Annotated in this window: 16 protein-coding genes; 10 read left to right on the top strand and 6 right to left on the bottom strand. The window is 31.9% G+C overall.

Annotation, left to right across the window (positions count from 1 at the left end; all coding sequences use genetic code 11):
• Positions 1-121: 121 nt before the first annotated feature.
• A complete protein-coding gene (locus VB776_RS19620; RefSeq protein ID WP_323698567.1) occupies positions 122-895 on the bottom strand; it encodes an O-methyltransferase in 774 nt (257 codons plus the stop codon).
• Positions 896-943: 48 nt separating this feature from the next.
• Positions 944-1,330, bottom strand: a complete 387-nt coding sequence (gene apaG / locus VB776_RS19615) for a Co2+/Mg2+ efflux protein ApaG (protein WP_184133494.1) — start codon at positions 1,328-1,330, stop codon at positions 944-946.
• A gap of 98 nt (positions 1,331-1,428) precedes the next feature.
• Here apaG and ung point away from each other — a divergent pair, with 98 nt between their 5' ends.
• The 6 genes from ung (at position 1,429) to VB776_RS19585 (ending at position 8,226) form a co-directional block, all read left to right on the top strand.
• Entirely contained in the window at positions 1,429-2,094 is a 666-nt protein-coding gene (gene ung / locus VB776_RS19610; RefSeq protein WP_323698566.1) for a uracil-DNA glycosylase, read from the top strand.
• A 17-nt stretch (positions 2,095-2,111) separates the two neighbouring features.
• Entirely contained in the window at positions 2,112-2,765 is a 654-nt protein-coding gene (locus VB776_RS19605) for a GDSL-type esterase/lipase family protein (protein WP_323698565.1), read from the top strand.
• Between the two features lie 4 nt (positions 2,766-2,769).
• Positions 2,770-4,215 (top strand): TlpA family protein disulfide reductase, encoded by a 1,446-nt coding sequence (locus tag VB776_RS19600; RefSeq protein ID WP_323698564.1) that lies wholly within the window; start codon positions 2,770-2,772, stop codon positions 4,213-4,215.
• 83 nt (positions 4,216-4,298) lie between these two features.
• Positions 4,299-6,431: an AAA family ATPase gene (locus VB776_RS19595; protein ID WP_323698563.1), complete on the top strand. Its 2,133-nt coding sequence runs from the start codon at positions 4,299-4,301 to the stop codon at positions 6,429-6,431.
• Positions 6,418-7,524, top strand: coding sequence for a hypothetical protein (locus VB776_RS19590; RefSeq protein WP_323698562.1), 1,107 nt, complete (start codon positions 6,418-6,420; stop codon positions 7,522-7,524). Before VB776_RS19595 ends, VB776_RS19590 begins: the two co-directional genes overlap by 14 nt.
• Positions 7,525-7,614: 90 nt before the next feature.
• Complete coding sequence (locus VB776_RS19585; RefSeq protein WP_323698561.1) at positions 7,615-8,226, top strand: hypothetical protein; 612 nt, start codon at positions 7,615-7,617, stop codon at positions 8,224-8,226.
• A gap of 78 nt (positions 8,227-8,304) precedes the next feature.
• Here VB776_RS19585 and VB776_RS19580 read toward each other — a convergent pair whose 3' ends face one another.
• A complete protein-coding gene (locus VB776_RS19580) occupies positions 8,305-8,826 on the bottom strand; it encodes an AidA/PixA family protein (protein WP_323698560.1) in 522 nt (173 codons plus the stop codon).
• Positions 8,827-8,994: 168 nt separating this feature from the next.
• Entirely contained in the window at positions 8,995-9,516 is a 522-nt protein-coding gene (locus VB776_RS19575; RefSeq protein WP_323698559.1) for an inclusion body family protein, read from the bottom strand.
• A gap of 375 nt (positions 9,517-9,891) precedes the next feature.
• Between VB776_RS19575 and VB776_RS19570 the strand changes: the two genes are divergently transcribed.
• The 3 genes from VB776_RS19570 (at position 9,892) to VB776_RS19560 (ending at position 12,634) form a co-directional block, all read left to right on the top strand.
• Positions 9,892-10,452, top strand: coding sequence for a hypothetical protein (locus tag VB776_RS19570; protein WP_323698558.1), 561 nt, complete (start codon positions 9,892-9,894; stop codon positions 10,450-10,452).
• Positions 10,453-11,083: 631 nt separating this feature from the next.
• Entirely contained in the window at positions 11,084-11,902 is an 819-nt protein-coding gene (locus tag VB776_RS19565; protein ID WP_323698557.1) for a sensor histidine kinase, read from the top strand.
• A 51-nt stretch (positions 11,903-11,953) separates the two neighbouring features.
• Positions 11,954-12,634: a response regulator transcription factor gene (locus VB776_RS19560; protein WP_323698556.1), complete on the top strand. Its 681-nt coding sequence runs from the start codon at positions 11,954-11,956 to the stop codon at positions 12,632-12,634.
• 311 nt (positions 12,635-12,945) lie between these two features.
• Here the strand turns inward: VB776_RS19560 and VB776_RS19555 are convergent, their stop codons facing one another.
• Both VB776_RS19555 and VB776_RS19550 read right to left on the bottom strand, forming a co-directional pair.
• Positions 12,946-13,665, bottom strand: coding sequence for a LytR/AlgR family response regulator transcription factor (locus VB776_RS19555; RefSeq protein WP_323698555.1), 720 nt, complete (start codon positions 13,663-13,665; stop codon positions 12,946-12,948).
• Complete coding sequence (locus VB776_RS19550) at positions 13,655-14,683, bottom strand: sensor histidine kinase (RefSeq protein WP_323698554.1); 1,029 nt, start codon at positions 14,681-14,683, stop codon at positions 13,655-13,657. The genes VB776_RS19555 and VB776_RS19550 overlap by 11 nt, the downstream gene beginning before the upstream one ends.
• A 201-nt stretch (positions 14,684-14,884) precedes the next feature.
• Here VB776_RS19550 and VB776_RS19545 point away from each other — a divergent pair, with 201 nt between their 5' ends.
• Positions 14,885-17,272 (top strand): outer membrane beta-barrel family protein, encoded by a 2,388-nt coding sequence (locus VB776_RS19545; RefSeq protein ID WP_323698553.1) that lies wholly within the window; start codon positions 14,885-14,887, stop codon positions 17,270-17,272.
• The last annotated feature ends 145 nt before the right edge of the window (positions 17,273-17,417 follow it).

The following is a 17,417-nucleotide window of genomic DNA, read 5'->3' as shown; positions in this document are numbered from 1 at the left end:
AAGTCAAATAAAATTGTATTTTTTTAATAAATCACCGTAAGTGAAATGAAAAATCCACCCAGAATATGAGTGGATTTTATTCTAAATCAATATCGAAAAACAATTTTCAAGGGAAGCCTCCTTAAAATCTCAAGATAAAATGTTGTTTAGGTTGATTCTTTCGGAAAAAAACTAAACCAATAAAGAACAAATCTATCGTAATCATCACGCTTGGATGTGCTTTAATATATTGCCAAGCTTCTTGCATTTCTTCCGACCAATGAATATCGTCAAAAATAAACAAAGATGATTCGTTGGCTTTTGTTAAGCACATTTCAAAATACTTTACCGTTGGCTCGAAGCGATGATTTGCATCAAAAAAAGCGAAATCAATTGTTTCTGTTTTAGCAATTTGTGTAGCCAAAGTTTCATCTAAATTTCCTACAACGATTTCTATATTGTTAGCAGACAATTCGTCAAAATTTTCTTGAGCAATTTTAGCTGTTGTCGGGCAACCTTCAAAAGTAATAACTTTGGCATTTTGCAATGCTTTCGCTTCATACAATGTGGTAATTCCGAAAGAAGTGCCCAAATCAAAAATTACTTTAGGTTCAAAATGCTGAATGAGTCTGAAAAGTAATTTGCCAAATTTAGAGGGCTTTTCGGCACTTTTAGCAATTTGTTTGATTTGCCTTGAATTGGATGAATGAATCTTTGAACCCGCTCCAAAATCTGTAATTTCTATTACTTTATCGTTTTTCAACAATCTTTTTCGCAAAGCTTCAATACTTTTGAAATGTGGAGATTGAAAACTTTTTGCAAGAATAATTTTAGTGTAAAGCTGAAAAACAAAAGGCGAATGAATTGCGTGTTCGTTTTTGGAAGCAAGTAAATATTGAAAATATCTTTTAATCAAAATGTGATTTTTATTTTGTGAATGAGTTTTGTGATTTTATTATGTTGATTAATTCATCCTAAAAGGAGCAACCATCGTAAAATCTGGAATAACAACATTGAAAAACTTGCCATCAAAAATACGTTCCATCTGATAAGTACCCGCCATTTTACCAAGCGAAGTATTCAAATTACAACCGCTAGTATATTCGTAGGTTTGCCCGGGTTCTAAAGTTGGTTGCTGACCAACTACGCCTTCGCCTTCAACTTCACGCACCAAGCCATTAGCATCATGGATGTACCAATGACGACGCAATAATTTTACTGTATAATCGCTTCCATTATGAATTTTGATATGGTATGAAAAAACAAAATTTCCTTGAAATGGATTAGAATATTCAGGTTGAAAGTGGGTCAAAACGCTTACCTTTACACCATTTGTGATAGCTGAGACCATTTTTTTAATTAGTTTTTTACAATATATTTTAGCGAAAATTACATTACATTGTCTGAAAAATCAACGTAATTGATAAATTTATTAAAACCCATTGAAGAATGAACGTAAAAATTGAAGATTCTTGGAAAGAAAGATTGAGTCCAGAATTTGAAAAACCTTATTTTAAAACCTTAGTTGACTTTGTTAAAAACGAATATACTGCTGGAACGGTATATCCACCCGGAAAACTAATTTTTAACGCTTTCGATAAATGTCCTTTTAACGAAACTAAAGTAGTGATTCTGGGGCAAGACCCTTATCATGGAGCTGGACAAGCGATGGGACTTTCTTTTTCAGTGAATGATGGAGTATCGGCACCACCTTCGTTGATTAATATTTTCAAAGAAATTAAAAATGATTTAGACCTTCCAATTCCTAAATCTGGCAATTTAGAACGCTGGGCAAACCAAGGCGTATTATTATTAAATGCTACTTTAACGGTCAGGGCTTCTGAGGCGGGTTCGCATCAGAAAAAAGGTTGGGAAACTTTCACCGATGCCGTCATTAAATGTATTTCTGAAGAAAAAGAAGGAGTAGTTTTTATGCTTTGGGGAAAGTATGCTCAGGACAAAGGAGCGGTAATTAATGCCTCAAAACACTTAGTTTTGAAATCTAAACATCCTTCGCCAATGGCAGCTAATTCGGGCGGTTGGTTTGGAAATCATCATTTTTCAAAAGCCAACGAATATTTAGCAAGTAAAGGACTTGCTGGTATTCAATGGTAAAAAACTCAAAATCTTCTATGAAAAAATTACTTTTAATTGTAGCCCTTTTAGTTAGTCAGTTTGGTTTCGCACAGAAGCGATTTGAAAATGAAATCAAAGCCTTTGAAAAAAGCGATTCGCTTTCAATGCCAGCACCCAAACAGATTTTATTGGTAGGAAGCTCATCGTTTCGATTATGGACTACTTATAAAGAAGATTTAATAGGATATTCTGTCATTAACAGAGGTTTTGGAGGTTCTGTAATGAGCGATGCCAATGAGTATTTCGAAAGAATTGTCTCTAAATATCAACCTAAATACATTTTAGTGTATGAAGGCGACAACGATATTGCATCAGGAAAGAGTCCAGAAACAGTATTGGAAGATTTTAAAATATTTGTCGGCAAAGTAAAGAAACAAACGCCAAAAGCTACGGTGGCTTATATTGCTATTCGTCCAAGTATTGCTAGAGTGAAAATTGTAGAGCAACAAAGAAAGGCAAATCAATTAATTGAAGCGTATTGTAAATCAGAAAAAAAACTTCATTTCATTGATGTTCAAAAGCATTTTTATTTACCCAATGGAGAATTGATGCAAGATATTTTTGTAGCAGATAAATTACATTTGAATCAAAAAGGTTATCAGATTTGGACAGCAGCCATCAAAAAATATTTGGCAAAACACGTGAAGTAAACCTATGAGAAATATCTTTTTAGTACTTCTTACACTATGTTATTCTTTCGCTTTTGCTCAGGAAACGATTATTTCTGGCAAAGTAGAAAATATTGGAAAGGGTGATACACTGACTTTGGTGTATGACCCTTTGCTATTAGGAGTAAATCCCTTGGTTCAGAAATTGGTTTTGAATTCTGAAAATCAATTCCAATGCAAGTTGAATGTACAGAGCCAAGCGATTGTTGAACTCAAATTCAAAGAGCAAAGTACATTACTTTTTGTTACGAAAGGAAACCAGATTTCCTTAGCATTTGATGCCAAAGATTTCGAAAAAAGCTTGAATGTAAAAGGGGATAATACTTTAGAAAATGATTTTCTAGTAAAGTTTTATCAGTCATTTAAAACTGATTTCACTTCGTCATTGATGCTCAAAAAAGTAAATAGTATGTCTATTGATGTACTTGAAATGGATTTGTTTGAAGCAAAAAAGGCACAATCAGATTATTATAAGTCATTTCCTGAACAAAGTAAGTTTTCGGAAGTATTCAAAAAATACATCGAAAATCAAATCCGTTGGAATTACTGGTCATATATTTTAGCGTATCCTATTATCAGAGGGAATGCCAATCAAGCCCAAACACAAGTAATATCTCTTCCTAATTCTGTCTTAGAAACCTTGGACGAAAAGAAGATTCAAGATGAATCAGCTTTACTTTCGTCGTCTTACCGCAATTTTCTCATTCATTATATTACTTACTTCAATTCAAAAGCTCATGGTTTTGTGAAATACGCAGATGTCAATAAGGCGATGGAAGATAAACATCTTTTTGCCAGAGAGCATTTACCAACTAAAGCGTATCAATATTATTTGGCTTATTTGTTGGATACTCAGTGCCAGTTTTGTTTACCTTCTGTAGTCAGAAATACTTTTTCGGCTTTAAGTGCCACGCCTAATTCAGAAGCATATACCAATTTAGTTAAAGCAAAGTGTGGCGAGATAATGAGTAAAAACAATGAAGCCATTAAAGCAAAAGAGGAGGATGGGAAATGGTTTAAAGCGATTACTCCAGAAGGTAAAGAATTATCTTTAGCCAGCTTAAAAGGCAAAGTAGTTTATCTTGATTTTTGGGCTTCGTGGTGTGGGCCATGCCGAAAAGAGTTTCCGTTTTCTAAACTTTTACAAGAAAAACTAAGCGAGAAACAAAGAAAGGAAGTAGTGTTTTTATACATTTCTATTGATGAAGAGGAGGAGAATTGGCGAAAAGGAATGAAAGATTTACAAATAGAAAACCAGAAAAATGTTCATTCAAAAGGCGGTTGGGAATCTGGAGCTGCCAAATTCTTTAAGTTAGAATCCATACCAAGATATATGTTGATGGACAAAAAAGGAAACATCGTTGACAGCGATGCCAAACGCCCAAGCGACCCTAAAATTTTGTCGGATATTTTGAAATTGGTTGGAGAGTAGAAGAATATTGATAATAGATATAGATACAAAAAAAAGATGAAAATGAATTCCTAAGAGTGTGATTTAATATAAAAACTAGAGATATGAGTGGAAGTGGATTTAAATTAATAGCTATCAGACCTTTGAAAGGCTGTTCTCCTCAATATAGGAAAGTATTGAAAGAAGGAGAAGTATATCAATTCTATAATGATTATGAGTTTAAGTTTGATGATGAAAAAAAGTCAATTGCTGAACGAGAAGTTGTCGAAATCAATTATAAAAGCTTAGTTCCAAGTAATTTTTATTGCATTAATAATGATTTAAATGTAAATATTTCGGCTATTGTTGGAAAAAATGGTAGTGGGAAAAGTAGCTTATTTGAGTTATTATATCTATCGTTGTACTTAATCTCTATTGAAAAAAAAATTATTGTAACAAACTTAGAATGGCTTAATAAACAATTAGAGGAAGGTAAGATAGATGAGAATAAGATTAGAGAAAAAGAGAATAGAATTAAATTAATATACCAACAACTTAAAGTTGAAATATACTTCACAGTCGATGAATCAATATATTGCTTGAAAATTTGTAAAGGAAATCAACCAAATGATAAAGAATTTAAATCAAAAAAAATTAATGTAATAAATTTAGATGATATTATTAACCATGATTTTGAAAAGCTATTTTACACAATAGCTATTAATTATTCTATATATAGCCTTTTGCCAGATTATTCGGGTGATTGGCTAGTAGATGTATTTCATAAAAATGATGGCTATCAAACTCCCCTTGTAATAAATCCATTTAGAGAGGAGGATGGAAGTATTAATATTAAAGGGGAAATACATTTAGCACAAACAAGATTAATATGCAATTTAATTGATGAAAGTTTCACAGTAAAAGAGATATTAAAAGATAAAAAAGTAAGTGAAATTATTTTTGAAATTAATGATATAAAAATCCCTTTACTTTTTAATTATTATAGCCTAATAGAGATAGTTGATAGACTAATAAATAGATTAAATGTGACTAGGGATAGTTTGTTTAATAAAATCTACTTTGCAATCTTAAAAATTAAAAATGAGAAAGTTGATTTTAATAAAAATAATATTCCACACTTCGATTTGATTTTAAATTATACCATTGGTAAGGTCATTAAAATAGCTCATCAATATAAAGAATTTGAAAAATATAAAGATTCTGATAAGTTTAGAGCAAATGGACAAAATGCGGGAGAATTCCCAAGTATTAAAGATTTTGATGAATATTTAGATGCTTTAAGTTATAATAATAGCCATATTACCTTGAAACTTAAGCAAATTTTAAATACAGTGCGATATAATTTATTAAGAAATGACGATGAATTTAAATGGGAACATAATAGATTCAAAATTTCAACAGATGGATTTACTTATAGGATTAAAACTGCTCTAAATGATGAAAAAAATAAGGTAAAAAAAGTAAATATTATTGAGTATATACCCGCTGCCTTTTTCAAGCCTAGAATAAGTATTTATAATGAAAAAAATGAATCAGGTAATGGTAATTTTGAACATCTTAGTTCTGGAGAACTACAACTTATTCATACTACTCAATCTATTTATTATCATATCCTTAACCTTAATTCAGTAAAAAAAAATGATGATGTTACAATAAAATATAATTCGATAAATATTCTTTTGGATGAGGTTGAGTTATATTTTCATCCAGAGTTTCAGAGAACTTTTATTCAGGAGCTATTAAGAGGTCTTTCAAATTTAAATATCTCAATAAAAAATATTAACATAATTTTTTCTACTCACTCACCTTTTATACTTTCTGATATTCCCAAGAATAATATTCTTAGAATTGATAAAGGTGATTTTTCCAATTTTAAAGAAAATGAGGAAACTTTAGGAGGAAATATACATCAACAACTTACTAATAGTTTTTTTATGGACAATACAATTGGCGAATTTATATTGTCTAAGGTCGAACAAATAATTAAATTTTATCAAAAAGTTATAAGTGCTAGTGAAGAAAAATATCAAACTTTGTTTATAGAATATGAGCAAAAAAAGACTTCATTTAATTACATTGCTGAGAACTTTGGAGAAGATTACATACAAGGTATTTTGAAAAACCATATTGCAATCATAGAAGAGAAATTAGGTGTTAGCGAAACAATAGACAAAAAAATTAAGGATTTAGAATTGCAAATTGAAAGCTTAAAATCTTTAAAAAATGATAAAAATTAAATACCCAAATGATAAAACTGCTTTTGAAGCAGATTATATTGGATTATTTAGCATTACACCTGAAATTCAAGATAAGTATGTAAGGATAAATGCTCATTTAAATAATCATCTACCTAATAGTTTAGAGGAGCTATTAGTAGCACCTATTGAAACTTTAATAACATCTTGTTTTCAAATACCCCGCCTCCCTAAGCATTTGCAAAGATATCTTAAGAATTTTTTTCAATATGATGATTTTCAAAATAAAATATCATATTTTTTTATTAGAAATAAAAATAAAATAAATCTTAAAACCTGTTATTACTGTAATATAGATTTTATTAATGCTTTTCAAGATATTGGGGATTATAATGATGGCTTAGATTTTGTTAAGAAAGCAAGTGAAAATGAACTTGAAAAAATTAAAGATATTGGAACTGCAACTATTCAAAAAATTTTAGCTCAACGTGGATTAATAAATAGTTTACAGGATTTGACGTTGAATAATAAACAAAAAATAAATATTGAAAATTTTGTATTAAAAGATGAACATAGTCATTTTACACTAGATCATGTTTTAAATAAAGCAAAGCACCCTATCTCTGCTCTTTCATTATATAATTTCGTTCCTTGCTGTTATAGTTGTAATTCAAAATTTAAAGGAAAAAAAGAACTAATAAACGAAGTTAATGAAGCGATATTAAGTCCAACGTATTCAAATTTTAGTTTTCATGAGCATTCAAGTTTTAAAATCTTGCTTAATTCTAAAGTAGCAGACTTTAAAGGGATTAAAAAAAATGAAGACTTTGTTGTTGTTGTTGAATTTTTAGAGAATGCCGACAAGTATAAAAAGTATTTGGAAGTTTTCAAATTAAAAGGAAGATATAAGTCTCATAAACATATTGCATTAGAGCTAATAAATAAGTCTCAAGATTATAGCGACACTCAAATTGAAGAAATATCTAAATTAGTCAATCGTCCAGTAGCTTTGATAAAATCCGATATATTTGGTAAAAATATTTTTGAGGGCACTCTAGAAGATAATCCATTTACTAAATATTCAAGAGACATCGCTTCTAATATTGGTATAAAAGATGTGAAATTAATAGATTAATTAAGCAAAATATGATATTAGAAAATAGTATTCATCTTCATGAAGTTATTGGAAAGCTTTAAAAGTTTCTGTTTCTGAATCAATCACTATATGCTAAAGAAACATTCAATTCTTATCGGAATTATTATTTCAAAATCATTGCTAGTGATTGCTACGTTGTATTATCCGGGTGGCTCACAATTTGATAAAAAAGCTATTGGCTATGACTGGAAAAATAACTTTATCAGTAATCTTTTTGGTGAGAAGGCGGTGAATGGTTCAGATAATCCCTCACGATTTTGGGCTGTTGGAGGAATGATTTTTCTTGCTGCAAGTTTTGCCATGTTCTTCATTGGGTTCTCTAAGAGAATACCAGCAAAAGGTGCGGCAAACGTTATAAAATATTTTGGTGCTATCGGTATGTTTTTTACTTTTTTAATAGCGACTCCCTTACATGATATCATGATTACCATCGCAAGTACAATGTTTCTGCTAAGTTTATTTTACATTACGATCTTTGTATTCAAAACTAGGCTACACGTTTTCAAAGTCCTTTGCACAGTATTCCTTCTTGATTTTTATGGTACTTTATTTCTTTTTGGCTCTGGTTATTTTTGGGAGTTTCTACCGATAATGCAGAAAATTTTGTTCGCATTCAGCATTGGTTTAATGCTTGGTTTAGAATATTTCACTAAAAAAGAAGATTTTCAACACATAAAATAGGATAAATAAATTGAATAAATTATAGAAGAACCGCTAACCAAGATGGGCTTTGCTCAATGCTTATCTATTGCGATTGTACTAGGAAACTGATAAGGTCTGATTAAACTGAAAATAGCCTACAATACTTAGTTCATTGCCATCGTATAGAGCAATGTTTAGGGCATATTCTCTTGTTTCTTGTCCCACAAATAAGTCTGAACAATACCAAAAATCTTTTTCAACATATTGACAAGTAAGTGGATTGAAGCTTTCGGGGACAATTGTTTTTATATTCGAAAAAAACTTTAGTTTCAATGATTTACTTGAAATAGCACTAGCTGTCAGTTGGTTGATTTGATAAAGAACAACGGGATTATCATAATTAGAGGTTTCTGAATAAGTAAAGAAATTTACTTCTACTACTATACTTTTTGAGGAATGAATATTGATACTTTTACCTGAAAAGCCTCTAATCGCTTCGTTACTTTGTCCAGATTTTACAAAATAGATGTACGAATTAGGTATTTCGGTTGGATTTAAAGGGTCTTTACTGGGGTTTATAAAATCCCTTATTAACTGTTCTGTGAATACTATAATAGTAATATTGACGACCGAATTCATGATGATATGATTTGAAGGAATGAATATAAACTAGATAGATTCTTTGAATAATTAGCTGATTTATAAGAGGTAAAATGGAAAGGATAGCATTGCTATTGAAACAGTATGTCGAAGCAATCAATTACTTTCATTCATCAATTGCTTCGACAATGTCAATTAAATTACAGCTTATACAGCAGTAATTTGTGGGTCCCAAGAGAAGTATCCGAAAATACTTAAATCAGAATTATACACTGCAAAGCGTAACCCATAATTTTCAGTACCTTTTTTGTTTACTGTGTTTTGAGCAAACCAAAAGTTTTGAGTAGGATTTGGGCTTTGCAATACCAATGGATTGAAACTTGCTGGACCAACGGTTTCTACACCTGGGAATTGTTGTAATTCAAAATTAGGATTTGTGAAAACATCATCACCACCATATTTAAATAGGTTATACAAAATGACAGGGTAGTCATAATTATTGTATTCTGAAACAGCGTAAAAACGAACAACGTCGCCTTGAGTGGCAGTAAAGCTAAGATCGCCTGTACCTTGTCCATTAATATTTGTGCCATCTGCTACTACCATGTATTGATAGGTATGGTCGATACCCGTAGGGTTGTTTTGGTCAGTACTTGGACTAGTGAATGTTTTCATTAATCGAGTTGTGTCAATAATGATGTTGACATTGATGATTTTGTTCTTTGACATGGTTATAAAAGTTTTGAGATTGTTCCTACTCGTATGGCTTTTCAGAATACGCCCCTATAGTGAATGCTTCTATAAGTAAGCCCGTTTTTAAAGTGGTAGCTGAACTCCACTCATCAGAAATTTTTGATGATACAAAGTTGGCTCTAAACACAGTGCTGTAAAAGATGATAAATAGCCCTTTTTATAATCGGTTATTTATACCTGATTTGCTGAAAAGTACAGGTATAAATACCTGTTTTTAAGTCTTGATGAGTTATTATTAGTAGTTTCTATCTATGCTTTAATTATTATTGTGTCGCATTAAACATGATACTATTTAGCGGGCCTGCGAAATAATAGATTGTTGTATTAAACCTTTAATAACAAAAAATAACCATGAAAAGTATAAGCTTAAAAATCGCTGCAATTTTGTGTGTAATGACCATGATTGCCTGTAACAATTCAAAAGATGAAGCATTGAATGAAGGTCGTCAAGCACCTGTACCACTAGATTCTTTACTTGTACCCAAAGGTCAAGCTATGGTGAATATTGCATATTTCGATTCTCTGAGTAGTAAGAAATTATCAGATATTCCCATCAAAGCATATACTATTAGGTCGCAAGAGTTATTAGTAGCGATGGGTTTAGATTCATCACTAATCAGTAAAGTCATTTATAATAATATCCGTGTTTATTTAGCCTACCAACCAACTGGCGAAAAGCAAGGAACTCCCGGTTATAAATTATATATTGTACCTGTAATTGGTGCCAATTTAGATGCTTATCCACCGATTGGCGGAAAGGATGTAATGCTCGATAAGAATGGAAAAGGAATTAAGCCAGAGCTTTTAGGTAATTATGCAGATGGAGACCAATATGTATTAGATTTAAACACGCCATGCCCAAATACTTGTGCCATTAATGGAGACCTTTTAACGAAGAAAATTAGTCATTGAGAATGAATATAGCCAAGATAATATTACTGTTATCGGATTTGCCGGTACTGTTAACACTTATTTATACCATTGTTTGCTTTAAAAAGTTGAATAAAGCATTACGAGTATTTGCATACTTTATATTCTTTTCAAGCTTTATACAATTGCTTTCTTTGGTATTTTGGCTATATCGCATGAACAACTTGCCTTTACTTCATTTATACGTGCCAATTGGCTTTGTACTTTTAGCATGGTTTTATAGAACCATCTTAGGCGATTTTATTAACAAGAGAATAATATGGTTTACATCTATATTATTCTCTGTTTTCAGTATCATTAATTCACTAACACTCCAAAATATTTTTAGCTTCAATTCAAATGCCTTAACCGTTGAATCTATTCTGATTATTATTCTCGCACTTTTCTCTTTTATGGTTTTCTTGAATGATATCGTTAAGCAAAATGCCTATAACGATATCATTAGTCTTAACTGGATAAATTCTGGATTATTTATTTATCACACTTCCAATTTGTTGATATTCTATTTTGGTGCTACTATTGTAAGTAAGTTTTCAGTGGACACCAATCTTTATACATGGATACTGCATGCTTTTTTCTCTATTATCATGTATTGTTGCTTTTTTATTAGCTTATGGAAACGGTCACGCAGTTGAGTATTGTTGAAACCATATTACCTATGACGGTTATTGTATTTATAATAGCAATAGGTGTGGTACTTTTAAATCAGCATTTTCACAAAAATTTATTTGAACAAAAGCTTAAGCAAGAATCCTTAAAAATACTTTATCGAAACGAACTACTCCGTTCTAGCATACTTATTCAAGAAGAAGAGCGTAAAAGGATTGCTCAAGATTTACACGATGAATTAGGTGCAGTACTTTCCATAATGCGTATGCACTTGATAGTATTAGAAAAACAAATTGCAAAAGATAATACCAATATGATGGCTGGCGTTGAAAACGTTCGTCAACTTTCTGAATCTGCCCTAAGTAGTATCCGTAGTATCAGTCATCAGTTAATGCCACCGCAATTAGAGAAGTTTGGATTAATAAAAACCTTAGAATCTGTTACCAATCAAATCAATAAAACAGGCAAAATACAGATTCACTTAACTACCTCTTGCGACGATACACCTACCTTTACTTGGGCAATCAGTTTAGGCTATTACAGAATTATTATGGAATTAATTAACAACACCATTAAACATGCCAATGCCTCAGTGATTGATTTAAATATTTTATGTAATACTTTTGACATAAAATGTACTTACAGCGATAACGGTTGTGGCATTAATACAGAAAATAGCTCTGCCGGCTTAGGGCTCAAAAGTATTGAAGGTAGAGTAACAGCCCTAAACGGAACATTAAAATGGGGCAATAACGAAAAAGAAAATGGATTTTATGCCTTTATTGAAATACCAATTGACAATACAACCCTTAATAACCCATAACAATTATTTTATCAATTTTCAGGAAAGAACATTATCTAAACAAATGTTATTATGGAAGAAAAAATAAGAGTTGGGTTAGTGGAGGATCAAGTACTTTTTAGAGAGGGAATGAAAGGGATTCTCAATCATGCCAGCAACAATAAATTTGAAGTAGTTTTTGAATGTGGAGATGGCTACTCAGTAATTGATAGGTTAAAAAATAGTCAATCCATTCCCGATGTAATGTTGGTAGATATTTCTTTACCAGCCAGACCCGACAAAAAAGAGTTTAGCGGTTTGGATGTTACCAATGTATTACTCACTACTTTCCCCCATGTACGAATCTTGATATTGTCTGTTCATGAAGATGAAAATTTTATAACAGACCTAATCGAACATGGCGCACATGGCTATTTGGTAAAAGATAGCGACCCTCAAGAAGTATTCGATGCTATCCAATCGGTTTATAGCAAAGGTTCTTACATTAACGAACGCACTTTGAAGGCAATACAAAGTAGGATGGGGAAAAAAGTGAAGAGCAAGAAAGTGAATATTGCCATCACTAAAAGAGAAGAAGAAATTCTTCAACTTGTCTGTCAACAATATACTGCTGAAGAAATTGCAGAAAAACTTTATATCAGTGTAAAAACTGTAAATGGACATAGAAATAATTTACTTCAAAAAACAGGGTCTAGGAATGTTACAGGTTTAGTATTATATGCCATTAAAAACAGCATTTTTTCTTTGATTTGAGGATAAATAGCAGACTGCTTTATAAGTTTGTCGTTTCGCTCTTACGATTCTAAAGAGAGAATTCTACTTTACGGTTTTTGTCGGTTTTATACGGAAAATTGCGTGAAAAAGATGGGTTAACCTATCTCCGAGATAGGAAATCTTATCTTTTTCACGCAAAAAACCGCAAAAAAGATAAGTCAAGCTATCTCTGAGATAGCTTGTTCTATGAAAAAGATAGGCCATTCTACCTTCGAGATGGATTGATGGTTCTTTTTCATAGATTGGGCTGTCTGGAAGATGGAATAATGGTGTTTTTGACGTTTAATTGCTTAATTGCTGATTCCCAAGCTTTTCAAGAACTCTACTCTGTAATTTCCGCCGATGGGTATTTCTGTTTTTCCAATAAATACTCTATTTCCTTCAACATGGCTTATTTTTGCTTTGTTTATGACAAATGACCGATGAAGTCTTAGGAAATTTTGATTGGGTAATAATGCTAAAAAATCACTGAACGTCATGACAGGGAAAATCGTCTGGTTCTCGGAAACAATGAGTACATTATTGCCTTTCGCCTCAGCGTAGAGTAAAGTGCTAAAATCCACTTTATGTATTTTCCCATCAGCTTTGATAAAAGTAAAATCTTCTGCGGTTTCTTCTATTGGTTTTATAAAAGGTTGTTTTAATGGTGCTAGTTTTTCTTTGACTTTATCGACTGCAATAATAAATCTGTCTAAAGAAAAAGGTTTGAGCAAATAATCTATTGCCGAAAGATCAAAGGCATCAAGGGCGAATTCCTTGTATGCTGTAGTAAATATTACACAGGGTGGATTTTTGAGTGTTTTTAAAAATGCTATTCCATCTAAAACGGGCATATTGATGTCCAAAAAAAGTAAATCAACCGTTTGACTTTCCAAAATTCTTTTGGCAACAAAAACGTTTTCGCAACTCGCTAATAGCTCAATTTCAGGCAAATGAGAACAATATTTTTCTATAATTTGTCTGGCTATGGGTTCATCATCTATAATAAGACAGGTTATTTTATTTTCCATTTATCCTAAGTTTTACTTCGTAATAAGTTGTCGTCTCATTGATTTCCAAATCATACTCGCCTTTATATATCAAATCCAACCTTTTTCGTACATTATCGAGACCAAATCCACTGTGTTTCTGCTTGTCATTATACATATTATTATGAGAGTTGGCTATCGAAAATAGGATTGAATTTCCCCAAGTTTTCAGGTTTATTTCTATATTTATCACATTATCCAAACTGTTTTTGGAATGTTTAAACGCATTTTCTACAAAAACAATCAATAGCATAGGAGCTATTTTGAAAGATTTTTGAGGGTTGCTCTCTTCAAAATCTGTTTTCAGGTTTAGGCGTTCGCCTAAACGTATTTGTTCAAAATCAATGTAGTTTTTTATATAGTTTATTTCCTCTGCCATAGGTACCATAATATCTTTGGCATCATACACCGAATACCTCAACAAATCTGATAGTTTCAGTAACAAGTTAGGTATTTTTTGATGGTCAGTTAATGACAAACCGTAAAGATTATTGAGGGTATTGAACAAAAAGTGTGGACTTAGTTGAGACTGGAGAAGCTGTAATTCGGATTGACTATGCAAAGCGTTTGTGTTGGCTACGTCTAATTTGTATTCATTACGCATACGTGTGAGCTTTATGAGTAAACCAATCAATATGCAAATACTAAAATAGATAATCAATGCTATGGCGACAACTAAAAATTCCTGATGAGTGATAAGAGCGTCTATAATGGGCATCAAAGATATTATCAGGGCGAAAGTCAATGTAATTAGCACAATAAATAGCCAATTACTGATATGTTTTCTTTGCCATAAACTCGCCAAAAAGCGACCTACAAATACTCCTATCAACAATAAAATAGTTGACATTATGGCTATATCGTCGTCATTATTCTTAAAAAAAATATCTGCAAGTGCCATAAAGACGGTAAACAGAAGTATTGCAGCTATACAAGATAGCCCTAAATAATTGCCGATTTTAACGGCTTCCTTTCCAAATATTTTTTCTAAAATGCTCATTTTGTTTTTTCTGCAAAATTGAATAGACTCATGTATAATAAAAATTATTGCATATAGACTTCATTATTTGACTGACGAAACTGCATTTAAACCTGTTAAAACCTTTGTCAGTCTTTTTCCCATGTTTGTCAATGTAAAATTGATTTCTGTCAGACTTGTTTTCAGGGCAATCTCAGGAAAACAAACTTTGTCAAAAAAACAATGATGAAAAAACTATTGCTATTACTAATCCTATCGGGTCAAATATTGGCCCAAAATAAAAGTATAATCGGGAGTGTCAAAGATACTCAAAATGAATCGGTGATTGGTGCTACTGTCAAACTTATGAACAGTATCGACTCAAGTTTTGTGAAAGGAGGAATTACTGATATAAATGGAAACTTCTTTATCCAAAATTTATCCAGTGGCAATTATTTTTTAGAAATCACTTCAATGGGCTTTTTGAAATATAGAAGTGTAAAAAGGATATTGGATGAACAACAAACCAAGGTAGAGTTACCCGTTATTATTCTTTTGCCTGCTAAGAGTACTACTTTAAACGAAGTAGTAGTCAGTGCTAAAAAACCGTTGATTGAGCAGGAAATCGACAAAACGATTGTCAATGTAGGAACGATGATATCGGCAGCATCGAGTAATACCCTTGAAGTGTTGGAAAAAACACCTGGTATATCAGTGGATGCGCAAGGAAATATCAACTTATACGGAAAAAGTGGAGCAATGGTTTTGATTGATGGTCGCAGTACTTACATGAGCGGGACTGATTTGGTTGCTTATCTTAAATCCTTGCCAGGCGGATTGTTAGATAAACTCGAACTGATGGATAATCCACCTGCCAAATATGATGCCGCTGGGTCGTCTATCATCAATATTATTTTGAAGAAGAACAAAGCAAGAGGTTTAACGGGAAATCTATCTTCGGGCTTATCAATGGGGCAAAAACTGAGAGTCAATAATAGTGTAAACTTTAATCTTAATCGCCAGAAAATCAATTGGTTTTTGGGAATAGACCAGAGTTTAGACCAAGACTACACAGACGAAACTTCACAAAGAACCATTTTTAATGAAGATAAAATAAGCATTGCCAACATTCAATCGAAAAATTACAGTGATTATAAATCTAATAGCCTCAGTGGAAGATTTGGGGCAGATTTTACTTTGAGTGAAAAAACTATTTTGGGCGTGCAGTTTTTTCTACAAAATAGACCCCGTTCAGATGATGCAAACTACGTAAATACTACAGCTAATCAGGAATTTAAAGGCAATAATTACGGCAAAATAGATTGGAACTCAAAATCTGCCAATGTCAACTTTAATCATAAATTCAATAGTAAAGGGCATGAGCTATCTGGGGATTTGAATATCTTAAACTATCAGTCTGGTGGCTTACGAAACTTTAATAGAGTAAGCGAAAATGAGCTTTTTGACAATAAATTATCCAGTAATATTAATATCTATAACTTCAAAACAGACTACTCATTGCCATTGGGCAAAGGAGCTAATTTGGAGAGTGGAATAAAGGTAAGTTTTGTCAAAAACGACAACGATGCACTTTTTCGGGATGAATCCGCTGCAATCATTTACAACCGAAGTAACCACTTTATTTATCATGAAAATATCAATGCAGGATATATAAATTTTAGAAAATCAATTAATAAGAAGTTGAGTTTACAAATGGGTTTGAGAGCTGAAAATACCAATATCTTGGGAGAATTGTTAGCAAACGAAAGTATTCAATATCAGCGATTTAATCAAAATTTTACCAATCTTTTTCCCAGTGTATTTTTAAGCTACAACTTAGACAGTTTAAAAAATCATAACCTCAGTTTTAATTTTACAAGAAGAGTAAACAGACCTAATTATCAGCACTTCAATCCATTTTTAAACTATGTCGATGCCTATAATTACACACAGGGTAATCCAGCTTTACAACCATTTTATTTGAATTTAGTACGCTTTAAATATCAATACAAATCTATTTACACATTGGGTTTTGGCTATGACAAAGCGGATGGAATTCTTGGTGAAATAACAGTCAGAGAAGGCGAAACATTTATCCGAAAGCCATTTAATATGGGTATTGGCAATAGAATTTTTATTAATCACAATTTAACGTTACAAGCAACCAAATGGCTAAGCTCAATATTGTACTTTCAGGTAGCTCGATTCGACATTAAAAGTAACATTAACGGAGAAACAAATCATACCGTATTTTTTACGACAAGAGTATCTACCAACCAACAAATTAGTTTTGGAAAGGGATGGACAAGTGAGCTTTCGGCACAGTACAAAACCGAAGAAAGAATCTATCCCACAACAGTGTTAGCAAGGGCATCTGTTTACTTTTCGATGCAAAAAAAGGTTTTGAAAGATAAGGGAGCCATAAAATTGAATATCAACGATATTTTTCACTCAGATATTTATCAAGAACGAATAGAAAACTTTCAGAATATTTACCAAAATAGGGTTAATATAAACGATACTCAGCGAATTGGTTTGGCATTCACTTATAGATTTGGCAATGAAAAATATGCCCGCAAACGCCGAAATAGAGATAATTCTGCAAGCGAAGAGACAGAGAGAGTGCAATAAGTTGTGGGGAGTTTTGTTCCCCACAACTGCATATATCAATAAGCATTCCTACAACCATTATTAGATGCAAGAATAAAATCTTTATTCTTGCATCTTGTGTAAAAAGAGTAATAAAGTAAAGCTTGGCTTAGACATAATAAAAAAT

This window comes from Arcicella gelida (assembly GCF_034931025.1).
Taxonomy (GTDB): domain Bacteria; phylum Bacteroidota; class Bacteroidia; order Cytophagales; family Spirosomataceae; genus Arcicella; species Arcicella gelida.
This window is presented reverse-complemented; position numbering and strand designations above follow the sequence as displayed.